Origin of the sequence: Lactococcus termiticola, assembly GCF_003116835.1 — a bacterium.
Lineage (GTDB): Bacteria > Bacillota > Bacilli > Lactobacillales > Streptococcaceae > Lactococcus > Lactococcus termiticola.
The window spans coordinates 32,107-50,204 of record NZ_BFFO01000003.1 but is presented as its reverse complement, the minus strand read 5'-3'; the positions used below and the strand labels follow the sequence as shown (position 1 = coordinate 50,204).

Annotated in this window: 13 protein-coding genes; 6 read left to right on the top strand and 7 right to left on the bottom strand. The window is 49.4% G+C overall.

What is annotated here, in order from left to right:
- Window positions 1–51: 51 nt before the first annotated feature.
- The 4 genes from dusB to adhP all read right to left on the bottom strand — a co-directional run bounded on the left by dusB (window position 52) and on the right by adhP (window position 6,073).
- Window positions 52–1,056 carry a tRNA dihydrouridine synthase DusB gene (gene dusB, locus NtB2_RS02765; RefSeq protein ID WP_109245426.1) on the bottom strand — a complete coding sequence of 335 codons (1,005 nt, stop codon included), beginning with the start codon at window positions 1,054–1,056 and terminating at the stop codon, window positions 52–54.
- A 117-nt stretch (window positions 1,057–1,173) separates the two neighbouring features.
- The gene (mgtA, locus tag NtB2_RS02760) at window positions 1,174–3,756 is read right to left on the bottom strand and encodes a magnesium-translocating P-type ATPase (RefSeq protein ID WP_109245425.1); all 2,583 of its coding nucleotides are present in this window, start codon (window positions 3,754–3,756) and stop codon (window positions 1,174–1,176) included.
- 86 nt (window positions 3,757–3,842) lie between these two features.
- A complete protein-coding gene (locus NtB2_RS02755; RefSeq protein WP_225867038.1) occupies window positions 3,843–4,715 on the bottom strand; it encodes a DUF1003 domain-containing protein in 873 nt (290 codons plus the stop codon).
- A gap of 341 nt (window positions 4,716–5,056) precedes the next feature.
- A complete protein-coding gene (gene adhP / locus NtB2_RS02750; RefSeq protein WP_109245424.1) occupies window positions 5,057–6,073 on the bottom strand; it encodes an alcohol dehydrogenase AdhP in 1,017 nt (338 codons plus the stop codon).
- 382 nt (window positions 6,074–6,455) lie between these two features.
- On the opposite strand from adhP, the gene NtB2_RS02745 reads away from it, so the two are divergent.
- Both NtB2_RS02745 and cydB read left to right on the top strand, forming a co-directional pair.
- Window positions 6,456–7,979 (top strand): cytochrome ubiquinol oxidase subunit I, encoded by a 1,524-nt coding sequence (locus NtB2_RS02745; RefSeq protein ID WP_109245423.1) that lies wholly within the window; start codon window positions 6,456–6,458, stop codon window positions 7,977–7,979.
- Window positions 7,979–8,998: a cytochrome d ubiquinol oxidase subunit II gene (gene cydB, locus NtB2_RS02740; RefSeq protein WP_109245422.1), complete on the top strand. Its 1,020-nt coding sequence runs from the start codon at window positions 7,979–7,981 to the stop codon at window positions 8,996–8,998. Before NtB2_RS02745 ends, cydB begins: the two co-directional genes overlap by 1 nt.
- A gap of 470 nt (window positions 8,999–9,468) precedes the next feature.
- On the opposite strand, the gene NtB2_RS02735 is transcribed toward cydB, so the two are convergent.
- From NtB2_RS02735 to NtB2_RS08590, 3 genes are all read right to left on the bottom strand, one after another.
- Complete coding sequence (locus NtB2_RS02735) at window positions 9,469–10,167, bottom strand: ABC transporter permease (protein ID WP_165814942.1); 699 nt, start codon at window positions 10,165–10,167, stop codon at window positions 9,469–9,471.
- Window positions 10,142–10,954 (bottom strand): ABC transporter ATP-binding protein, encoded by an 813-nt coding sequence (locus tag NtB2_RS02730; RefSeq protein ID WP_109245420.1) that lies wholly within the window; start codon window positions 10,952–10,954, stop codon window positions 10,142–10,144. Before NtB2_RS02730 ends, NtB2_RS02735 begins: the two co-directional genes overlap by 26 nt.
- A 328-nt stretch (window positions 10,955–11,282) precedes the next feature.
- Complete coding sequence (locus tag NtB2_RS08590) at window positions 11,283–11,441, bottom strand: hypothetical protein (protein WP_165814941.1); 159 nt, start codon at window positions 11,439–11,441, stop codon at window positions 11,283–11,285.
- 149 nt (window positions 11,442–11,590) lie between these two features.
- On the opposite strand from NtB2_RS08590, the gene cydD reads away from it, so the two are divergent.
- From cydD to NtB2_RS02710, 4 genes are all read left to right on the top strand, one after another.
- Window positions 11,591–13,306 carry a thiol reductant ABC exporter subunit CydD gene (cydD, locus tag NtB2_RS02725; protein ID WP_109245419.1) on the top strand — a complete coding sequence of 572 codons (1,716 nt, stop codon included), beginning with the start codon at window positions 11,591–11,593 and terminating at the stop codon, window positions 13,304–13,306.
- Between the two features lie 13 nt (window positions 13,307–13,319).
- Entirely contained in the window at window positions 13,320–15,041 is a 1,722-nt protein-coding gene (cydC, locus tag NtB2_RS02720; RefSeq protein ID WP_109245418.1) for a thiol reductant ABC exporter subunit CydC, read from the top strand.
- Window positions 15,042–15,371: 330 nt separating this feature from the next.
- Window positions 15,372–16,148, top strand: coding sequence for a MarR family winged helix-turn-helix transcriptional regulator (locus tag NtB2_RS02715; RefSeq protein ID WP_109245417.1), 777 nt, complete (start codon window positions 15,372–15,374; stop codon window positions 16,146–16,148).
- A gap of 111 nt (window positions 16,149–16,259) precedes the next feature.
- Window positions 16,260–18,020: an ABC transporter ATP-binding protein gene (locus NtB2_RS02710; RefSeq protein ID WP_109245579.1), complete on the top strand. Its 1,761-nt coding sequence runs from the start codon at window positions 16,260–16,262 to the stop codon at window positions 18,018–18,020.
- The last annotated feature ends 78 nt before the right edge of the window (window positions 18,021–18,098 follow it).

Here is an 18,098-nt window from a genome sequence, read left to right as displayed (position 1 = left end):
AATAAGCAAAAAGAGAAAAGGCCTCCAGCTCAAGAGCTAAAGGCCTTTATTTTAAGCCAATGAAGCGACAAAATGATCTAAAATCTCAATGATCTCTGCCTGGCTATCGACCGAGTTCACGGCATTTTTGACCTTGGCGGCACGAGGAGCCCCTTTGAGATAGTAGGCGGCGTGCTGGCGAAACTCACGTGAGGCCAGGTTGTCACCCTTGAGCTCGACAAGTCTAGCCAGATGAAGCTTGGCGGTGTTGATTTTTTCAGCAACTGAGGGCTCATCGAGTAGCTCGCCGGTCCGCAAGAAGTGCTCGGTCCGGTGGAGCATCCAAGGATTACCGAGGGCGGCACGACCAATCATGACGGCAGTGACGCCGGTCTCGTCAATCATCTTCTTGGCGTCTTCAGGTTGCTTGACGTCGCCATTTCCGATGACGGGGATATTGACAGCGTCAGTCAGCTTGGCCAGCCATTCCCAGCGTTCTTGGGCATTGCCGGTGTAGGCCTGCTCTTTGGTCCGGGTGTGCATGGAGACAGCGGATCCGCCTCCAGCCTCGATGGCCTTGGCGTTTTCAACGGCGAAGAGGTGGTCTTCGTCCCAGCCGATTCGGATTTTAACGGTCAGGGGCAAATCAATAGCTGAGCTGACAGCCTTGACGACATCGTAGACCTTGTCAGGGTCAAGAAGAAGCCTTGAGCCGGCCTCATTTTTGGTGACTTTTGGCACAGGACAGCCCATGTTGATGTCGATGATATCAGCGACGGTATTTTCCTGGACAAACTTGGCGGCCTCGACGAGCGTATCGACCTCGCCCCCAAAGATTTGCATAGAAAGGGGATGTGGCACCCCTTCAAAGTCCATCATAGAGAGGGTCTTGGCATTGCGGTGCTCGATGCCCTTGTCAGAAATCATCTCTGTCACGACGAGGCCTGCTCCAAATTCCTTTGCCGTTGTCAGAAAGGCCTTGTTGGTAATGCCGGCCATGGGAGCTAGCACAATCTTATTTTTTATCTCAATGTCTCCGATTTTCCAGGGAGCATTATATTTACTATCCATTGTCATAAAGACTATTTTAGCCTTTTTTTTTGATGAGGGCAAGGACTTCGCTTGTAAAGGGGATTGAGGCTCAGGGATGATGATAAAGACCGTTTCGTTAGGGAAATTCTGGCTTATACTGACTTAGTATAGACTTTCTTTTTTATAATAAGCCTTTTTCATAAACTGCAGTAGCAGAATATAAGCCACAATAATCCCAATCCACCAGAAGACAAAAGGCAACTCGACAGGCGGAAGCTCAAGCACTTGCCCGATTGGAGTGAGAAGCAGTGTCCAGCCAATCACAAAGGCAAAGAAGGTGGAAATCAGGACTGGCCAGGCTGCCCAGCTTTGTACAAATGGAAGTTTCTTGGTTCGCAGGACGTGGAAGGCCAGCGACTGGGTGCCGAGACTCAGGATGAACCAGCCGGCCTGGAATTGTGGTGCCTGGTCCATAGTCGTATAGCCCATGGCAAACCAGAGGACGATGAAGGTCGTGATGTCAAAGATAGAAGAGATAGGACCAATCTGAAGCGTGAATTTAGCTAGGCCACGTGTATTCCATTTGACGGGCTGTTCGATTTCTTCTGGGTCGACAGTGTCCCAAGGAACGGTCAGCTGTGAAACGTCATAGATTAGATTGAGCGTGAGCAGTTGCACTGAAGCCATCGGCAGGAAGGGGAGAAAGGCTGAAGCGACGAGGACGGAGAAGACATTTCCAAAATTGGAAGAAAGTGTAATCCGGATATACTTCATCATGTTGGCAAAGACCTTGCGACCTTCGATGACACCGGTCTCGAGGACCTGGAGGGATTTTTCTAGCAGGATGATATTGCTGGCTTCCTTGGTAATGTCGGCGGCGGTGTCGACAGAAATCCCGATGTCAGCAGCCCGAAGGCTTGGAGCATCATTGATGCCGTCGCCCATAAAGCCGACGGTATGCTCTTTTCTGAGGAGCTCGATGATCCGGGCCTTTTGTAATGGGGCAAGCTTGGCAAAGAGCTGGGTCTTGCTGGCCGCCAGATAGAGCTCGTCATCGCTCATCTGGTCGATGTCAGTACCGAGGTAATAGTGGCTGGCATCAATCCCGACATCCTGGCAGACTTTCTGGGCCACGATAGCATTGTCGCCAGTCAGGACCTTGACGGTCACGCCATGGCCTTGCAGGCTCTTGATGGCAGTAGCGGCAGAGGCCTTGGCCGGGTCAAGAAAGCCGAGGAAGCCCATGAGAATCAGGCCCTGTTCAGAGTCCTTGTCAAAGCTCGCTACTTCATCAGGCGTTAGGGCTTTTTGGGCGACGGTCAGGACCCGCATGCCTTCCTGACTCATTTCTTGGCTGATGGTCTGGAGTTGCTGGCGGAGTTCGTCAGTCAGCGGGAGGACCTCGCCATTTCGCATGACATGACTACAGATGCTCTCCATTTCTTCGATGGCCCCTTTAGAGACCATGATATGTTCATGTTTTTCATTTTCGACCACGACAGAAAGCCGGCGTCTTGAAAAGTCAAAGGGAATTTCATCGATTTTTTGGAGGCGACCGCTCTTGAGTGCTCGCTCTTTTTGATTAAAGTAAGTGATGACAGCAACGTCCATCAGGTTTTTCCAGCCGGTCTGGTAATTGGAATTGATAAAGGCAGCTTCGAGCACCTGATCATCTTTTTTGCCGTCAATATTGAGATAGGTCATCATGACGACCCGGTCCTCAGTGATGGTCCCGGTCTTGTCGGTACAAAGGATGTCCATAGAGCCCAGGTTTTGGATGGCGGAGAGCTCTTTGACAATGACCTTTTCTTTAGATAAGGCAAGGGCACCCTTGGCCAGATTGGAGTTGACAATCATCGGTAGCATCTCAGGGGTCAGACCAACCGCGACCGCAATCGCGAAGAAGAAGGCATCGACCGGTTCGCCCTTGGTCAGCCAGTTAATCAGAAAGACCAAGGGGAAGAGGATGGCAACCATGCTGATCAAGAGCTTAGAGACCCGGTTGAGCCCCTTGTCAAAGCTGGATTGAATCCGAGCAGAAGAAGAGGACTTGGTCGCCAAATCGCCAAACATGGTCTGGGCACCGGTCTTGACGATGAGGATTTTTCCGTTTCCGGAGACCACGTCGGTCCCCATAAAGAGGACATTTGAGGCGTCAAGCGAGCTCGTGACCTGTTTGTCGTCAAAGGTCTTCTCGACCGGATAAGACTCGCCCGTCAACGTCGCCTGATTGATAAAGAGGTCTTTAGATTCTAATAAAATAGCATCGGCTGGTATCATATCTCCGGTCTGGAGGCTGATGATATCACCCGGCACGACTTCATCCATAGGAATCTCTATAAAGCTCCCATCACGTAGGACCTGGGTGGTGTTTTCAATCATTTCCCGGAGGGCATCAGAGGCCCGCTCGCTCTTGTATTCCTGATAAAAGGCGATGGCGGCGGAAATAATGATCATGGCGGCCATGTAAATGGCCCCTTCGGCGTCTCCAGTCAGCGCAGAAATCAGGGCCAGAAAGGCCAGGACCAGGGCAAAGGGATTCCAGAAGGCCTTTGCTAGAAGCACATACCAGGGCTTGAGCTTCTGGTTGGCGACAATGTTTGGGCCGACTGTCTCAAGCCTTTCTTCAGCCTCAGGACTGGTCAGGCCAGTCGGGCTAGTGTTGATGCTCTTGAAGAGCTCTTCCTGTCTGAGCTCAGCGTAGATCAGGAGTTCGTCTTTTCTTCTTGTGTTAAATTTTTTCATGATAATTACCTTACATTCTTAGAATTAAAAAATAAAAACGAACCCTATCGGTTGAGATAGCGTTTGTTTTATAAGTTTTATGAGTTTTAAGAGGCATGAGGCCTGCTTGTTTCTTCATTGTTGTTTTCCTCATTGACATCATCATCGTCTGTATTTTCTTCGATGGTGTCAAGTGTTTCTTCAAAGTCATCGAGCTGGTCTTCGACGTTGTCGAGCCGCTCACGGATATCTTGGTTTTGTTGGTAGACTTCGTTGAGGAGGATTTGAATGTCCCCCAGCATTTCGGTCTGGATTTTTTGAATCTGCATGGTAGAAGACTGGTCTTCCATCATCAGGTGGTCGAGCTTTTCATGGAGGGCACGTACTCCCTTGTCGGACTTGGTGTTGACCAGGTAGTCATTCTTTGCTGACAAGCGGTCGTGGTCGCTGGCCCGGTTCTGACTCATCATGATCAACGGTGCTTGCATGGCAGCAGTGATCGACAAGAAAAGATTGAGCAAAATGAAAGGATAAGGGTCCCAAGCGACACCGAGAAGCTTGCTGACATTGAGGAACATCCAGACCGCGAGGATACTGGTGTAGATGATAATGAAAGCCCAGCTCCCGACAAAGTCAGTCACACGGTCGGCAGCACGCTCACCGATGGTGGCTTGAGCTTCGAGCTGTTCTTCCACGTCCTGAATCTGGAAGTTGGCTTTTTCAAGCTCTTCATTGAGCTGGTCGTTGATGGTAAAGTTTTTTTGCAGGTCAAGATGGAAGAGGGTGTCCAAGACCTCGAGACGGAACTTAACCTGGTGTTCATTGCAGATAAAGCTGTGCATGTCGACATCAGGATAGTCACGGGTGATGACGGTCTGCAGGCTCGGGTCGAGGTTTTCCAGATAGTCTCCCCCAGAGACCCTATGAATACGGCCGTTGACGAGACAGACCGCCTTATTTGATGAAATTACTTGGGGCATGATTGAAATGATGGTTTCATGCGAAGACAATAGAAAAAACTGACGGCTCCGTCAGTTTTTATTGACATTTAGAGCGTCTTGTTTTTAGAGTTGATTCAACGAAAATGGCTTATTTTCGGGATTCGGGTGGTCGTTGTCCAACAGAAACGCTCTCCTTTGTTTATATTTAGTTACTATTATAACCTAATCATGGCTTGAGTTCAAGCCTGACTCCGCCTTTGGGGCGGTTTTTTGGGGTTACAAGGCAGATGACTAAATATTAAGAGGAGATTAGCGTTAGCTAGGGATATTGGCTTCAGGAGTCCAAGTCATTTCGAGGCTCACAAGACGGCTGAAATATTTTACTTTGTAAAATCAATGACCATCCGGCCTTCGATTTTACCCGCCTTCATTTCATCGATGATGTCGTTGATGTCATCTAGCTTACGGGTCGCAACAATCGGCTTAACCTTGCCGTCGGCCCCAAATTGGAAGGCTTCGGCCAGGTCCTGCCTGGTCCCGACGAGTGAGCCGATAATTTCAATGCCATCAAAGACGGTTCTTGGAATCGAAACTTCCATCTTGGCATTGGGCAGGGCGACAGCGACCATCTTGCCCATAGGACGCAGGCAGTCGATGGCATTGTCAAAGGCAGAGGCTGCGACGGCACAGACGACCGCAGCATGGGCCCCGCCGACCAGTTCTTGGATGGTCTTGGCCGGATCGGCATTGGCTGAGTTTAAGAGAAGGTCGGCTCCGACTTTCTTGGCAGAGGCCAGTTTTTCGTCAGAGACGTCAACAGCAATGACGCGGGCGTTGAAGACATTTTTCGCATACTGGATGGCCAGATTGCCCAGGCCACCAGTTCCGTAGACGACCAGCCACTGGCCTGGTTTGATGCCAGAAACCTTGATGGCCTTGTAGGTCGTCACGCCGGCACAAGTGATGGAGCTGGCTTCGACGGGGTCGAGGCCCTCAGGGAGCTTGACCGCATAGTCAGCGGTCACGATGGCTTCTTCGGCCATCCCACCATCGACCGAGTAGCCTGCGTTTTTGACTTCAGGACAGAAGGTCTCATTGCCAGAAACGCAGTATTCGCAGTGGCCACAGCCCTCAAAGAACCAGGCGATAGAGACCCGGTCGCCTACTTTCAGCGACTGGACATCGGCCCCAATTTCTGTGACGACGCCAATGCCTTCGTGGCCAAGAGTTGTGCCGGCCTTGTTGCCATAGTCACCAGCTGCGACGTGCAGGTCGGTGTGGCAGACACCGCAGTATTCCATTTTGACCTTGGCTTCATTAGGCTTGATAGGCCGGAGTGTCTTTTCAACGACATCTGCGTATCCATCTGGTTTTTGTCTCACGACTGCTGCTCTCATTTCAAATCCCTCCTTCAATTTTTTGGTAGCGATATTCCTTGTCACTTTCATTTTAAGAGAATTTGCTCATAACTCAAGAGGCTGCTTTCGAAAATTACTTACATATAGGAAAGATTTGTCTTTTCAAAGCAGACAAATGCCTAGGGCTGGGCTCAGAGCGCTCGAGCCAGGCTTGGCAGAAAAACCAAATGGGAATCTCCTGACTTTCCCAGCTATATTAAGCCTTAAAAAGCATGTGAAAAAGCACACAAAAATTAAATTGTATGTAAAATAAACTTTACTGAAAAACCCCTAGATAAATCGCTGTCAAAGGTGTATAATATAGGTGTAATTAAGATTCTGTCTATTTTTAGACTATTTTTTGAACCTTAAAGGAGGTATTATGTTTACTATCGTCAATCTCGCACGCTTCCAGTTTGCGATGACAACGGTATTCCATTTCTTCTTTGTGCCCTTCTCTATTGGTATGCTCTTCATGGTCGCACTCATGGAAAGCATCTACGTGAAGACCGGAGATGAAAAATGGAAAATCAGAACTAAATTCTTTGGCTCGATCATGCTTTTGAGCTTCGCTGTCGGTGTCGTGACCGGTATCATCCAAGAATTCCAATTTGGGATGAACTGGTCTGACTACTCACGTTTCGTCGGTGACATCTTCGGTGCCCCACTTGCGGTTGAAGCCCTGCTTGCCTTCTTCATGGAATCTACATTCCTTGGAATCTGGCTCTTCGGTTGGGACCGCATCAACAAGAAGCTCCACATGGTTGTGGCTTGGATCACGCTGGTTGGTTCAGTGCTTTCAGGTCTTTGGATCTTGGCAGCCAACTCATTCATGCAAAACCCAGTAGGCTTCACAATCACAGGCGGCAATGGACAGCGGATTCCTCTGTCAGAATGGGCTCAAAACCCATCACTCGCTGGTGGTGCCCGTGCCACATTGAACAACTTTGCTGCCCTTGTGACCAATCCACAAACGACGCTTGAATTCAGTCACGTCATTACGGGTTGGGCTCTCTGTGGTGGTTTCTCAGTAGCCGGTATCGCAGCCTTCCAACTTTTGAAGAAGCGCGATGTTGACTTCTTCAAGCCAGCCCTTCGTCTGGGACTCTTGGTTGCTTTGATTGGCTCTATCGGTAACTTCGTTGCTGGAGACCAATCCATGATTTATGTGGCTGAAAGCCAACCTATGAAGTTTGCCGTAGCTGAAGGTGTCATGGACACTTCTAAGAAGGGTGAATCTGCCCCTTGGGAAATCGTAGCCTTCTTCAATGAAGCACAACACAGAGAAGTCGCAGGCATCCGTGTGCCAATGATGCTCTCTATCCTGACCTTCCACTCGCCTACCAACAAGACAGACATCAAGTCAGTTGACCAGTTGAACAAAGAGCTTGCTGCCCAATATCCAGAAGCAGCCAAGGAAATCGGTAATAACTTTGTTCCACCAATGAACGCCATCTTCTATACTTTCCGTATCATGGCAGGTCTTTCAATGCTGATGATTCTGGCGAGTGCACTTGGTCTCTTCTGGACACGGAAGAAAAAACCATGGCTCTATGAAAACCGCGGCTTCCTTCGTTTCTACGGTATCATGCTCTACGCTCCAATCCTCGCCATCACATGTGGTTGGTTGGTAACCGAGCTTGGTCGTTACCCTTGGACAGTTTACGGACTCTTTACCATTCAAGACTCTGTATCACCAAACGTTTCAGTCGCTTCATTGACCTTCTCTAACATCTTGTACTTCGTCCTTTTCTGTGGTCTTGCGGCTACGATGATTGCTTACTCAGTACACGTGATGCGTCAACCAATTGAAAATGCTGAAACAGCTTACGCTGAACTTGATCCATTTAACAAGGACAATTTCAAAGTAAAAGACGAAAATGAAGAAGAAGGAGGAGAAAAATAATGTCTGGATTACAATTATTCTGGTTTATCATTGTTGGCGTTCTCTTTGGTGGTTTCTTCTTCCTTGAAGGTTTCGACTTTGGTGTCGGCATGTCGACCCTCTTTGTCGCAAAAGATGACCGCGAGATTGACCAATCCATCGCAGCCATCGGTCCATTTTGGGATGGTAACGAGGTTTGGCTCCTTACCGCTGGTGGTGCCATGTTTGCCTCTATGCCATACTGGTACGCTTCATTGTTCTCAGGTTACTACCTGATTCTCCTCTTGATTTTGGCAGGGTTGATCTTGCGTGGGGTTTCATTTGAATTCCGCCACCGTGCTCCATCTGCTAAGCACCACAAGTTCTGGGGTGTGATCTTGGGGATTGCCTCTACAGCAGTGCCATTCCTCTTTGGTTTGATGTTCACAAGCTTTATCCAAGGCATCCCAATGGATGTGAATGGCAACGTGTCAGCTAACTTCTTTACCTATGTGAATTTGCTTTCTATCGTAGGTGGTGTGGCTGTGACCCTGCTTTGCTTCCTCCACGGTTTGAACTACCTGGCGCTTAAGGTGGCAGGTCCTCTCCGTGACCGGGCTAAAGCCATTGCTAAAGTCCTTTACTTCGTATTGTACGCAGGTGAAGTTGTCTTCGCTATCTTGTTGTTCTTCTTTACAGATTTCTTCAAGACACAAGTCATCGACGGTGTTCACAAAAACGCTGTTTGGACAGTAATCTTGCTTGCAGTCATCGTTGTGCTTTCAGTGATCGCCCATATCGGCGTCATGAAGTCAAATGAAAAAATGGCCTTCTTTAGCTCAGGTATCACCTTCTTCGCACTGGTTGCCCTTCTTTTCCAAGGCATCTTCCCACGTGTGATGATTGCGACTAATCCTGTGCATGATATCTTGATCCGCCATGCCAGCTCAACAAGCTATACATTGACAGCGATGACCATCGTTGCCCTCTGTATCTTGCCATTTGTCCTAGTATATGTCGCATGGACTTACTTCATCTTCCGGAAACGGATTGAGAAATAAGAGTAAAAACCGCCTTGAGCGGTTTTTTTGTATAACGTTTTGAGAAAGCAATGCGACCAAAGGGAGCATTGAAGTCCAAAACTCTACAAAAAGGTAGTGGATAGGGAAAGCGAAGCTTTCCTCAACATTCGTGCTCTTTGGTTCGTTGCGTTCCAGAAATCCCGCCAAAATCACAGTGTGGCCGGCAGCGAAGCCTGCGGCTTCCATGCCTAAATCATAAGCCCCTTTGGGTCTTCTGATTTGCCTTGATAACACTGTGTTTTGGCGGGATTTCTTTCACTCCACTTGTAACTGTTTCGATTTGGCAAGTTATAATATGTATAAAAACCAGTGGAGCTCTGGGACGTTGGAGCTGTCGTGAAAGTTGGCAATTCTGGAAATCGCAGGGCTCCAGAATTGGAAATGAGACGCCGGAGGTGCTTGCTTCCGGCCTCACAACAACCCAACGGCCAAGAAGTGGAAGGCTAGTGTTAAGGCGTCAACTTCCTATACTTTCTCATCGCAAAGAAGTAGCAGACGGCAAAGATAGCGATTGCCCAGAGGACGGCGAAGCCGAGGTCTGCGTGAAGGAGGCCGTCTGTCAATAAGTAGCTGACCCCATTTGCTGTGTGGGTCAGGGGCTGGTAGTTCATCAGGATATGAAGGGCTGTTGGGAGCTCTAAGCCTCCAAACATGATGCCCATCATCAAGAACATCAGGAGATAGAAGAAGGAGGAGGCCATCGAGGCCGTTTTGGCAACAAGCCCTGAAATGATAGCAAACCAACTCAAGGCTAGGGTCAATAAGCCGAGGATTACAAAGCTGAGCAACCATTGCCAAATCCCTGCAGAGTTTTCGATTCCAAGGAGGAATCCTAGAGCTAGGAGGGTCAGAAGTGATGCCAAGGTCGTCAGGACACTGGTCACTGCATGTGCCCACAATAGAGCAGTCTGGCGGACGGGCATGGATTTGATTCGCATGACCATATTCTTTTCCTTATCCTCAAAGACCCGGTGGCCAGTGTAGGAAATCCCCATGAGGACGGTCAAAATCGCCATGCTGGGAAAGAGCTGCTCGAAGCTGATTGTCTCTCCCTGTGACACAGCCATAAAGTAGTTGATGAGGAAAAAGGCGATAGGAATCGCAAAGATGCTCAAGATGGCTTCACCATTTCTCCTCAGGTGCTTCAAAAGTCGTCCTGTTAGTACTAAAGTTTGTCTTATCATACCCTAACCTAACCTCCTTTTCTTCTTCAATGACAGCAAAGAAAATTTCTTCCAAATCAAGTGCTTCATCTTGCCTTTGATAAAGGGCTTGAAGCTCCTCAAAGGTCCCGCTAGCGGCAATCTTGCCATTGTGAAGAACAGCAATATAATCGGCGAGCTTTTCGGCCTCTTGCAGGTATTGAGTGGTCAAAAAGATCGTCTTGCCAGAGGACACGAGTTTTTCAATCAAGCCATAAATCTCTTTTCTGGCCTCTGGGTCAAGGCCGGTCGTCGGCTCATCAAGAAAGAGAATATCCTGGTCTGCCAGGAGGCCCATGGCGATGTCGATTCTTCGTTTCATTCCGCCAGAGTATTCTTTGACTCGCTTGTCTGCGGCCTTGGTCATGCTGACTTCTTCTAAAATCTGACTAACCCGCTCCTCAACACTTTTCAAGCCGGAAAGCTTTGCAATAAAGCGAAGATTTTCCCTGCCCGTCAAGACTTCATCAAGGGCTGAAAATTGTCCTGTCAGTGTAATCGACTGGCGGACTTGATGAGGACTTTCTTTGACGTCAAAGCCATTGATGTTGACTTCGCCCTTATCATGGGGCAATAGCGTTGACAAGATATTGATCATGGTTGTTTTTCCAGCCCCGTTTGTACCAAGCAAGGCAAAAATCTGACCCGGCTTTACCTTCAAGTCAACCCCTTTCAAGACTTTTTCGCTGTCAAAAGCCTTGTGCAAGTTATTCACTGTAATAATGTGTTCCATCCTAACTCCTTTCTTTGATGAGGAAAAACTAATCATAATTTAATTATAAACTAATATCTGGGAGGGTAAAACGAAATGCATGTTGGGGTTCGTTGCCCTCCAGAAACCCTACTTCTGCCTGTTTCTTGAATTAATTATAAAGTACTAGTGGAGCTCTGGGCTGTTGGGACTGTAGTGAAAGTTGGCAATTCTGGAGACCGCAGGGCTCCAGAATTAGGAATGAGACGCCAGAGGCGTCTGCTTCCGGCCTCACAACAGTTCCGACTGCCCAGAGCGGAACGACAGCCCACCGAAAAATAAAAAACCGCCATCACAGCGGTCTAAACAATCACTCCCAATTCGTTCGGCTTGGCCAACGCTGTGGCACATGCTCATAATCTGGGTGCGGAGGAATAAAGAAGGCGACACTGGTCGCGATAATCAGGGCGAGAAGTCCTGCTGTGATGCCAAGATAGGGATGCTTGACATGTTTTTCGTTATTTTTCATGGCCAATTCCTTTCTCATTTCTTTATAATAATTTTATCATCTTTTTAATAGACCGCCAAACAATATAGGAAGTTAATCCCCTGAAGCCTTATGCCACCTAAATTTTGCTATAATTAAAGGTAGATTTTATATAGAAATGGATCCCTATCATGATTGATCGTGAACTCATGCAGCTGCCTGCCATTAAGCGGATTCTCCCGCTTCTGGGCATACTGGCTGTCTTTCAAGGCCTGGTCATCTCAGGCCAGGCCCTTTTTCTTTCAGGAGCTATCACAGGTCTCTGGAAGAAGCAGACGCTGGGCTCTGTCGCCCTGCTGATCCTGGGCTTTTTTGTCTGCTATATGGTCAGAGAGCTGATCAGCTATCTTCGTCTAAAGTTTTTAGATAAATTTGCCTATCAGATGGCCATGGACTACCGCCTCCAGCTCCTGGAAAAGAGCTTTGAACTCGGCCCTAGTCTGGTCTCAGAGATGGGCTCAGGTAACCTGATTTCGACCGCCATTGCTGGAATTGAAAATGTCGAGACCTACATCAAGCTGGTCCTGTCAAAAATCCTCAATATGATGATTGTGCCGATTGTGCTCGTCGTTGTGGTCTTCTTCCTTGACTGGGAGAGCTCGATTGTCTTGATTGTCGCCTTTCCCTTTGCAATTATCTTTATGATTCTCCTGGGCTATGCGGCACAGGGGCGTGCTGAGCGTCAGTACAAGACATTTACCATGCTCTCCAACCACTTCCTGGACGCCCTTCGTGGTCTGCCGACCCTCAAGTATTTTGGCCTTTCAAAGAGCTATGCTTCAGCGATTTACTCGACCTCAGAGCGTTTCAGGAAGGCGACCATGTCGACCCTGTCAATGGCGATGCTGTCGACCTTTGCCCTGGACTTCTTTGCGACCCTCTCTGTAGCGACAGTGGCCTTGTTCTTGGGTCTCCGACTGATTAACGGCCATATCCTCCTTTTCCCTGCCCTGGCCGCCCTGATTCTGGCTCCTGAGTACTTTCTGCCACTCCGGGAATTTGCCAGCGACTACCATGCGACCCTGGACGGAAAAAATGCCATGGACGCGGTCAAAGAGGTCCTAGCTAAAGAGCGGGACAAGTCTGCAGAAGACGCCGGTATCACAGAAAAAGTCAGCTGGTCTGACGAGAGCAAACTCACACTCAAAAGCCTGACCAAGACCTATGAGACCGGCCGAGGTGTGGCTGATGTCAGCCTTGACCTCCAAGGCTTCCAAAAGGTCGCCCTGGTCGGTGCTTCTGGCTCAGGAAAATCTACGCTTTTGTCTATGTTGGCCGGCTTCCTTGATCCAACGTCAGGCAGTCTGAAAATCAATGACCAGGCGGTATCCAGTCTGATGACAGATAACTGGCGACAGTCACTGTCACTGATTCCTCAGCAGAGCTATATCTTTGCGGCGACACTTAGAGAGAACATCGCCTTTTACGAGCCAGAAGCAGAAGAAACGGCCATCTTAGAGGCCGCAAAGCTCGCCGGTCTCTCAGGCCTGGTCGATGAAATCGGTCTGGATGCTCAGATTGGTGCAGCCGGTCGGACCATTTCAGGCGGTCAGGCCCAGCGGGTCGCCCTGGCCCGGGCCTTTCTCTCTAGCGAGCGGAATATCTTGTTGCTCGATGAGCCGACGGCCCACCTCGATATTGAGACTGAGCTGGAAATTAAGGAAAACATTCTTCCTTTATTAGACAAAAAACTCGTCTTCCTGGCCACCCACCGCCTCCACTGGCTCCCTCAGATGGACCTGGTGGTCGTCCTTGATGAAGGACAAGTCGCTGGTATCGGTAGCCACGAAGAACTCCTGGCTACTAACAGCTATTACCAAAAACTCCTCGCTGAGATGCGGGGCTAGAAAGGAGCCTGAAATGAATTTAAGAGAAATATTATTTAAGAATGACTGGATTGCTCCTTTCATGAAGAAGTTTCGCTGGGGCCTGGTCCTGGCGGTATTCCTAGGCACGCTAACCCTGATTTGTGCTGGACTCCTCATGTTTTCAGGTGGCTATGTGATTTCTCGTGCAGCCCAGCGGCCTTTTAATATCCTGATTATCTATGTGCCAACCCTGATGGTACGGGTCTTCGGGATTACACGGCCCATCGTTCATTATGTTGAACGGCTGAGCAGTCACAACTGGATTTTACGCATCACGAGTGAGCTCCGCAAGAAGCTCTATCTCCGCCTTGAAAAGACGGCAATTGGCCTCTCAGAGCGGGTCAAGCTTGGCGACCTCTTAGGGATTTTGAATGAGGACATTGCTAATCTGCAAGACCTCTTCCTGCGGACCCTCTTCCCGCTGTTGATCTCAGGGACCCTCTCGATTGCACTGGTCATCAGTGCTGGGGTCTTCTCACTGCATCTGGCGGTTATCCTGGCGATTTTCTTTGCCATCCTGCTCGTCCTTGTGCCTGTCTTGTCTGTCAAACGGACATCTAAGGCTGACGAAGAGCTCAAGAACTATCGCAACCAGCTCTTTACCGACATGACTGATGACGTCCTAGGCCTTGAAGACTGGGTCCTCTCAGGTCGAAAAGACGACTTCCTCAATGTCTACCGTGAGGCAGAACAAGGTAGTCGGGCTAAGCAGAAATTCCTCTTTGCCCATGCCAGAAACCGTAACTTGCTCTTGCAGGCGGTCTTTGGCATCCTTGTGGTGCTGCTCCTCATCTGGGGCCACGGCTTTCTCAGAGAGGGCGATGCTATCAACTATATCGCAGCCGTCGCCCTGACGGTCTTTCCCCTGGTCGATGCCTACCTTCCCTTGTCTGACGCTATGGTCGAGACCAATCGCTACGGCGACTCTGTCCGCAGGCTGGATGAGATTCCTGAAGGCAAAAAGGAAGAGCGGACAAAGGAAATCAGCTCTGTCAAGCTGGAAATCAAAGACCTCGACTTCCATTTTGGAGACAAGCAAATCTTTGACCAGCTCAATCTGACCGTCGAGCCAGGCGAGCGGGTCGCTGTCCTTGGTCGCTCTGGTGTCGGTAAGTCTACTCTGGCCAGTCTCATCCGGGGCGACCTCATCGCAGATGCCGGCAGTCTGACCCTGGACGGTGTTGCCCCCTATGAGGCAAAGAACCTCGAGCAGAAGGTCGCCGTTATCAATCAGTCGCCCTACCTCTTTGCGACCAGTCTCAGGTCAAACCTGACCCTGGCCAAGCTTGATGCCAGCGATGAAGAAATCTGGCATATTCTGGATTTGGTTGGCCTCAAAGAGATGGTCGCCAGCCTGCCAGACGGCCTTGATGAAATGGTCGACGAAGCTGGACAACGCTTCTCTGGTGGGGAGCGCCAGAGGTTGGCCCTGGCCCGGGTGCTCTTGTCTGATGCTGACCTCGTCATCCTCGATGAGCCAACGGTCAGCCTCGACCCGATTACTGAAAATCAGTTGCTGGAGCTCTTCTTTGAGCGCTTGAGTGATAAGACGATTATCTTTATTACCCACCACTTGCTTGGGATTCAGCACATGAACCGGGTGATTTTCCTGGAAGCTGGGAAGATTAAGATTGATGGTAAGCCAAGCGACTTGTTGGAGGAGAATCCTGACTTTAAGCGGTTGTATGCTTTGGATAAGGGCCTGACTGACTAGGCCGTTTCGTTACAGAAATTCTGAAAAAGCACTGTGAGGCCGCAAGCAGACAGCTTTGCTGTCTCATTGCTAAATGGCGAGCCCTAGCGGTCTCGCCATTTGCCATTTTCACAGTGTTTTTCAGAATTTCTTCCACTTCACTCGTGGCATTTGTAAGTTTTTGCCTGGATTATATATTTTCTTAATTAGTCTTAAACAGCTCAGTAGAGCTGTTTTTGAATACCTAAAAATAAAAAACAAATTTTAGTTAGTTTACTCTTGACAAAACGAACTAATTAAATTATACTTAGTTTTGTCAAGAGTAAACTAACTAAAAAAGGAGACGAACAGATGTCTGAAAAAACAAATAAACTATTGAATCTATTTTCTAAAATCCTGCGAGAGCCACAACTTATCATGGCCCTACGCTTAGAAATGATGGCGAAGCGTTTCAGAAATGGTGGCGATCGTAGAGGTGCCCGTGGCCTCCTCGTCAAGCTCTGGGAACAGGACGGCTTGACCAACTCTGAAATTGCTGAGCTCTTGGATATCCGGCCTTCCTCAGTAACAGCCCAGGTCAAAGAACTGGAACGTCGGGGATACGTCGAACGGCGGGCCGACGAAAACGACGGCCGGGTCTCTCGGATTTTCCTGACAGAAGAAGGTCGTTCTGCTAAAGACAAACGCTCTGAGCAACGCAACAGCTACTCTGAAGAGCTCTTCAACAATCTGACCGAAGAAGAACAGGCTCAACTCGCCGGCCTGCTTGAAAAATTGACCAGCCACTGGGCTGAAAATGACAACTTTGACTGGTTGGACATGAGCCATGCTGACTGGAAGGGGCTGAGTCCTGAGGAACGCCGTGCCATCAAAGAGGGCATGAAGGACCGAATGCGACAGATGAAATCTGACATGCGGGATGAAATCAAAGATGCGACCAACTGGCAGAAGGACTTTGGCTTTGAACGTCGCCCAGGCATGGGTCGCCCTCACGGCAACTTTATGGACTGGGTCCGTGGCCCTCGTGATATGAAGGATTATCCAGACTGGCAAGATCGGCATTTTGAACCGGCAAAGCCTGGCGATAAAAAGAAGAAAGATGATGAAAAGGGCTGGGACGAATTTTAAGAAGCAGGGAGAAGGGCTACTGAACGAGCTCCTTCTTCCAGCGTCGTCCAGCGATAGATAAAAGGAGTAAACACCATGGCACAAGGTGGAATGAACGAACAGGGCTTCTCAATGGAAGACCGCAAATTAGACGAAGGCAAGCAGGCTTTTAATAAGACCAGCCTGCGTGATTTTCTCAAATTAATCAAGATGACCAAGCCAAAATATCTCTTATTTGTCCTGGGCATCCTGATTTCTCTTGCTGGGACAGGGATTTCTCTGATCGTCCCTAAGATGGTGACGGGCCTGGCCAATAGCTTTGCCCATGGCGTGGCGGCGGGACAGGTGGCCTCAGTTATCGGCCTCTATATCCTATCGGCGGGCCTCTCTGCTTTGTCAGCCATTGTCCTTGGTATCTTTGGTGAACGGATTGTCAAGAGCCTACGGACCCGGGTCTGGGACAAGATGATTCATTTAAGGGTCAGCTATTTTGACGAACGGCAGACCGGTGAGCTTTCTTCTCGACTGGCCAACGACACCATGCAGGTCAAGGATTTGATTGCGACCAATCTGCCCCAGGCCTTCTCGCAAATCCTGCTAGTGCTGGGCTCTATCTTCTTTATGATTCAGCTCCAGTGGCGCCTCCTCCTGGTCATGGTGGTTGCGGTTCCCGTCATGTTTCTGATCATGATGCCCATGATGAACTTTGGCAAGAAAATTGCCTACAGCCGTCAGGATGCCATGGGTAAATTTCAAGGGATTGCCAATGAATCCCTCAGCGAGGTCCGCCTGATCAAATCGTCAAACGCTGAAAAGCAGGCGACAGCTAGTGCTCGCGAGGCGGTGACTTCCCTTTACAAGGTCGGTGTCCGCGAGGCCATCTTTGACGGCATGATGCAACCTGTTATGATGATGACCATGATGCTCCTGATTTTCGGAATTTTGGCCTACGGGGTCTACCTGATTGCGACCGGTGTCATGACGCTTGGTACCCTGCTTGGGATGATGCTTTATCTGATGAATATGATTGGGGCCATCGGTACGCTGGCAGGCTTTGCAACAGCACTGGCCAAGGCTTCTGGCTCGACTGGTCGAATCACTGAGCTCCTGGGCGAAGCGCAAGAAGAGCTCGAAGCTGGCCAGACTGTCGACATTGAAAACAAGACCCTGAAAGCTGAGAACATCAGCTTTAGCTATGACGACTCCGAAGAAATCCTTAAAAATGTCAGCTTTGAGGCTGAGGCCAACTCGATTGTTGCCTTTGCGGGCCCTTCAGGTGGCGGAAAATCGACCATCTTTGCCATGCTGGAACGCTTTTACCAGCCGACCTCAGGTCAACTGACCATCGGCGGGCAAGCCGTCAACGACATCAGCCTAGAGAGCTGGCGGAGCCAGATTGGCTTTGTCTCACAGGATTCTGCCATCATGGCCGGCAGTATCCGGGACAATCTGACCTATGGTCTCCAAGATAGAGACTACAGTGATGCTGAGCTCTGGCAGGTCCTGGAGCTGGCCTATGCTAGGAAGTTTGTCGAAGACATGCCAGAACAACTGGACACACAAGTCGGCGAGCGGGGTGTGAAAATCTCTGGCGGTCAACGCCAGCGGATTGCCATTGCCCGGGCCTTCTTGAGGAATCCTAAGATTCTCATGCTGGACGAAGCGACGGCTAGTCTTGACTCTGAGTCAGAAGCCATGGTCCAAAAGGCCCTGGACAGCCTGATGAAGGGACGGACGACCCTGGTCATTGCCCACAGGCTTTCTACGATTGTGGATGCTGATAAGATTTACTTTATCGAAAAAGGCCAGGTGACAGGTGCCGGACGGCATGCTGAGCTGGTTGAGAGCCATCCCTTGTATGGCCAATATGTCAAAGAACAGGTGGTCAATTAGGCCTGTTTTAAGTCGAATTTAATAACTAAATTTTTACAGTCAATTTATAAAAACCTTGTCTCAAGCCTTCGAGCGTGC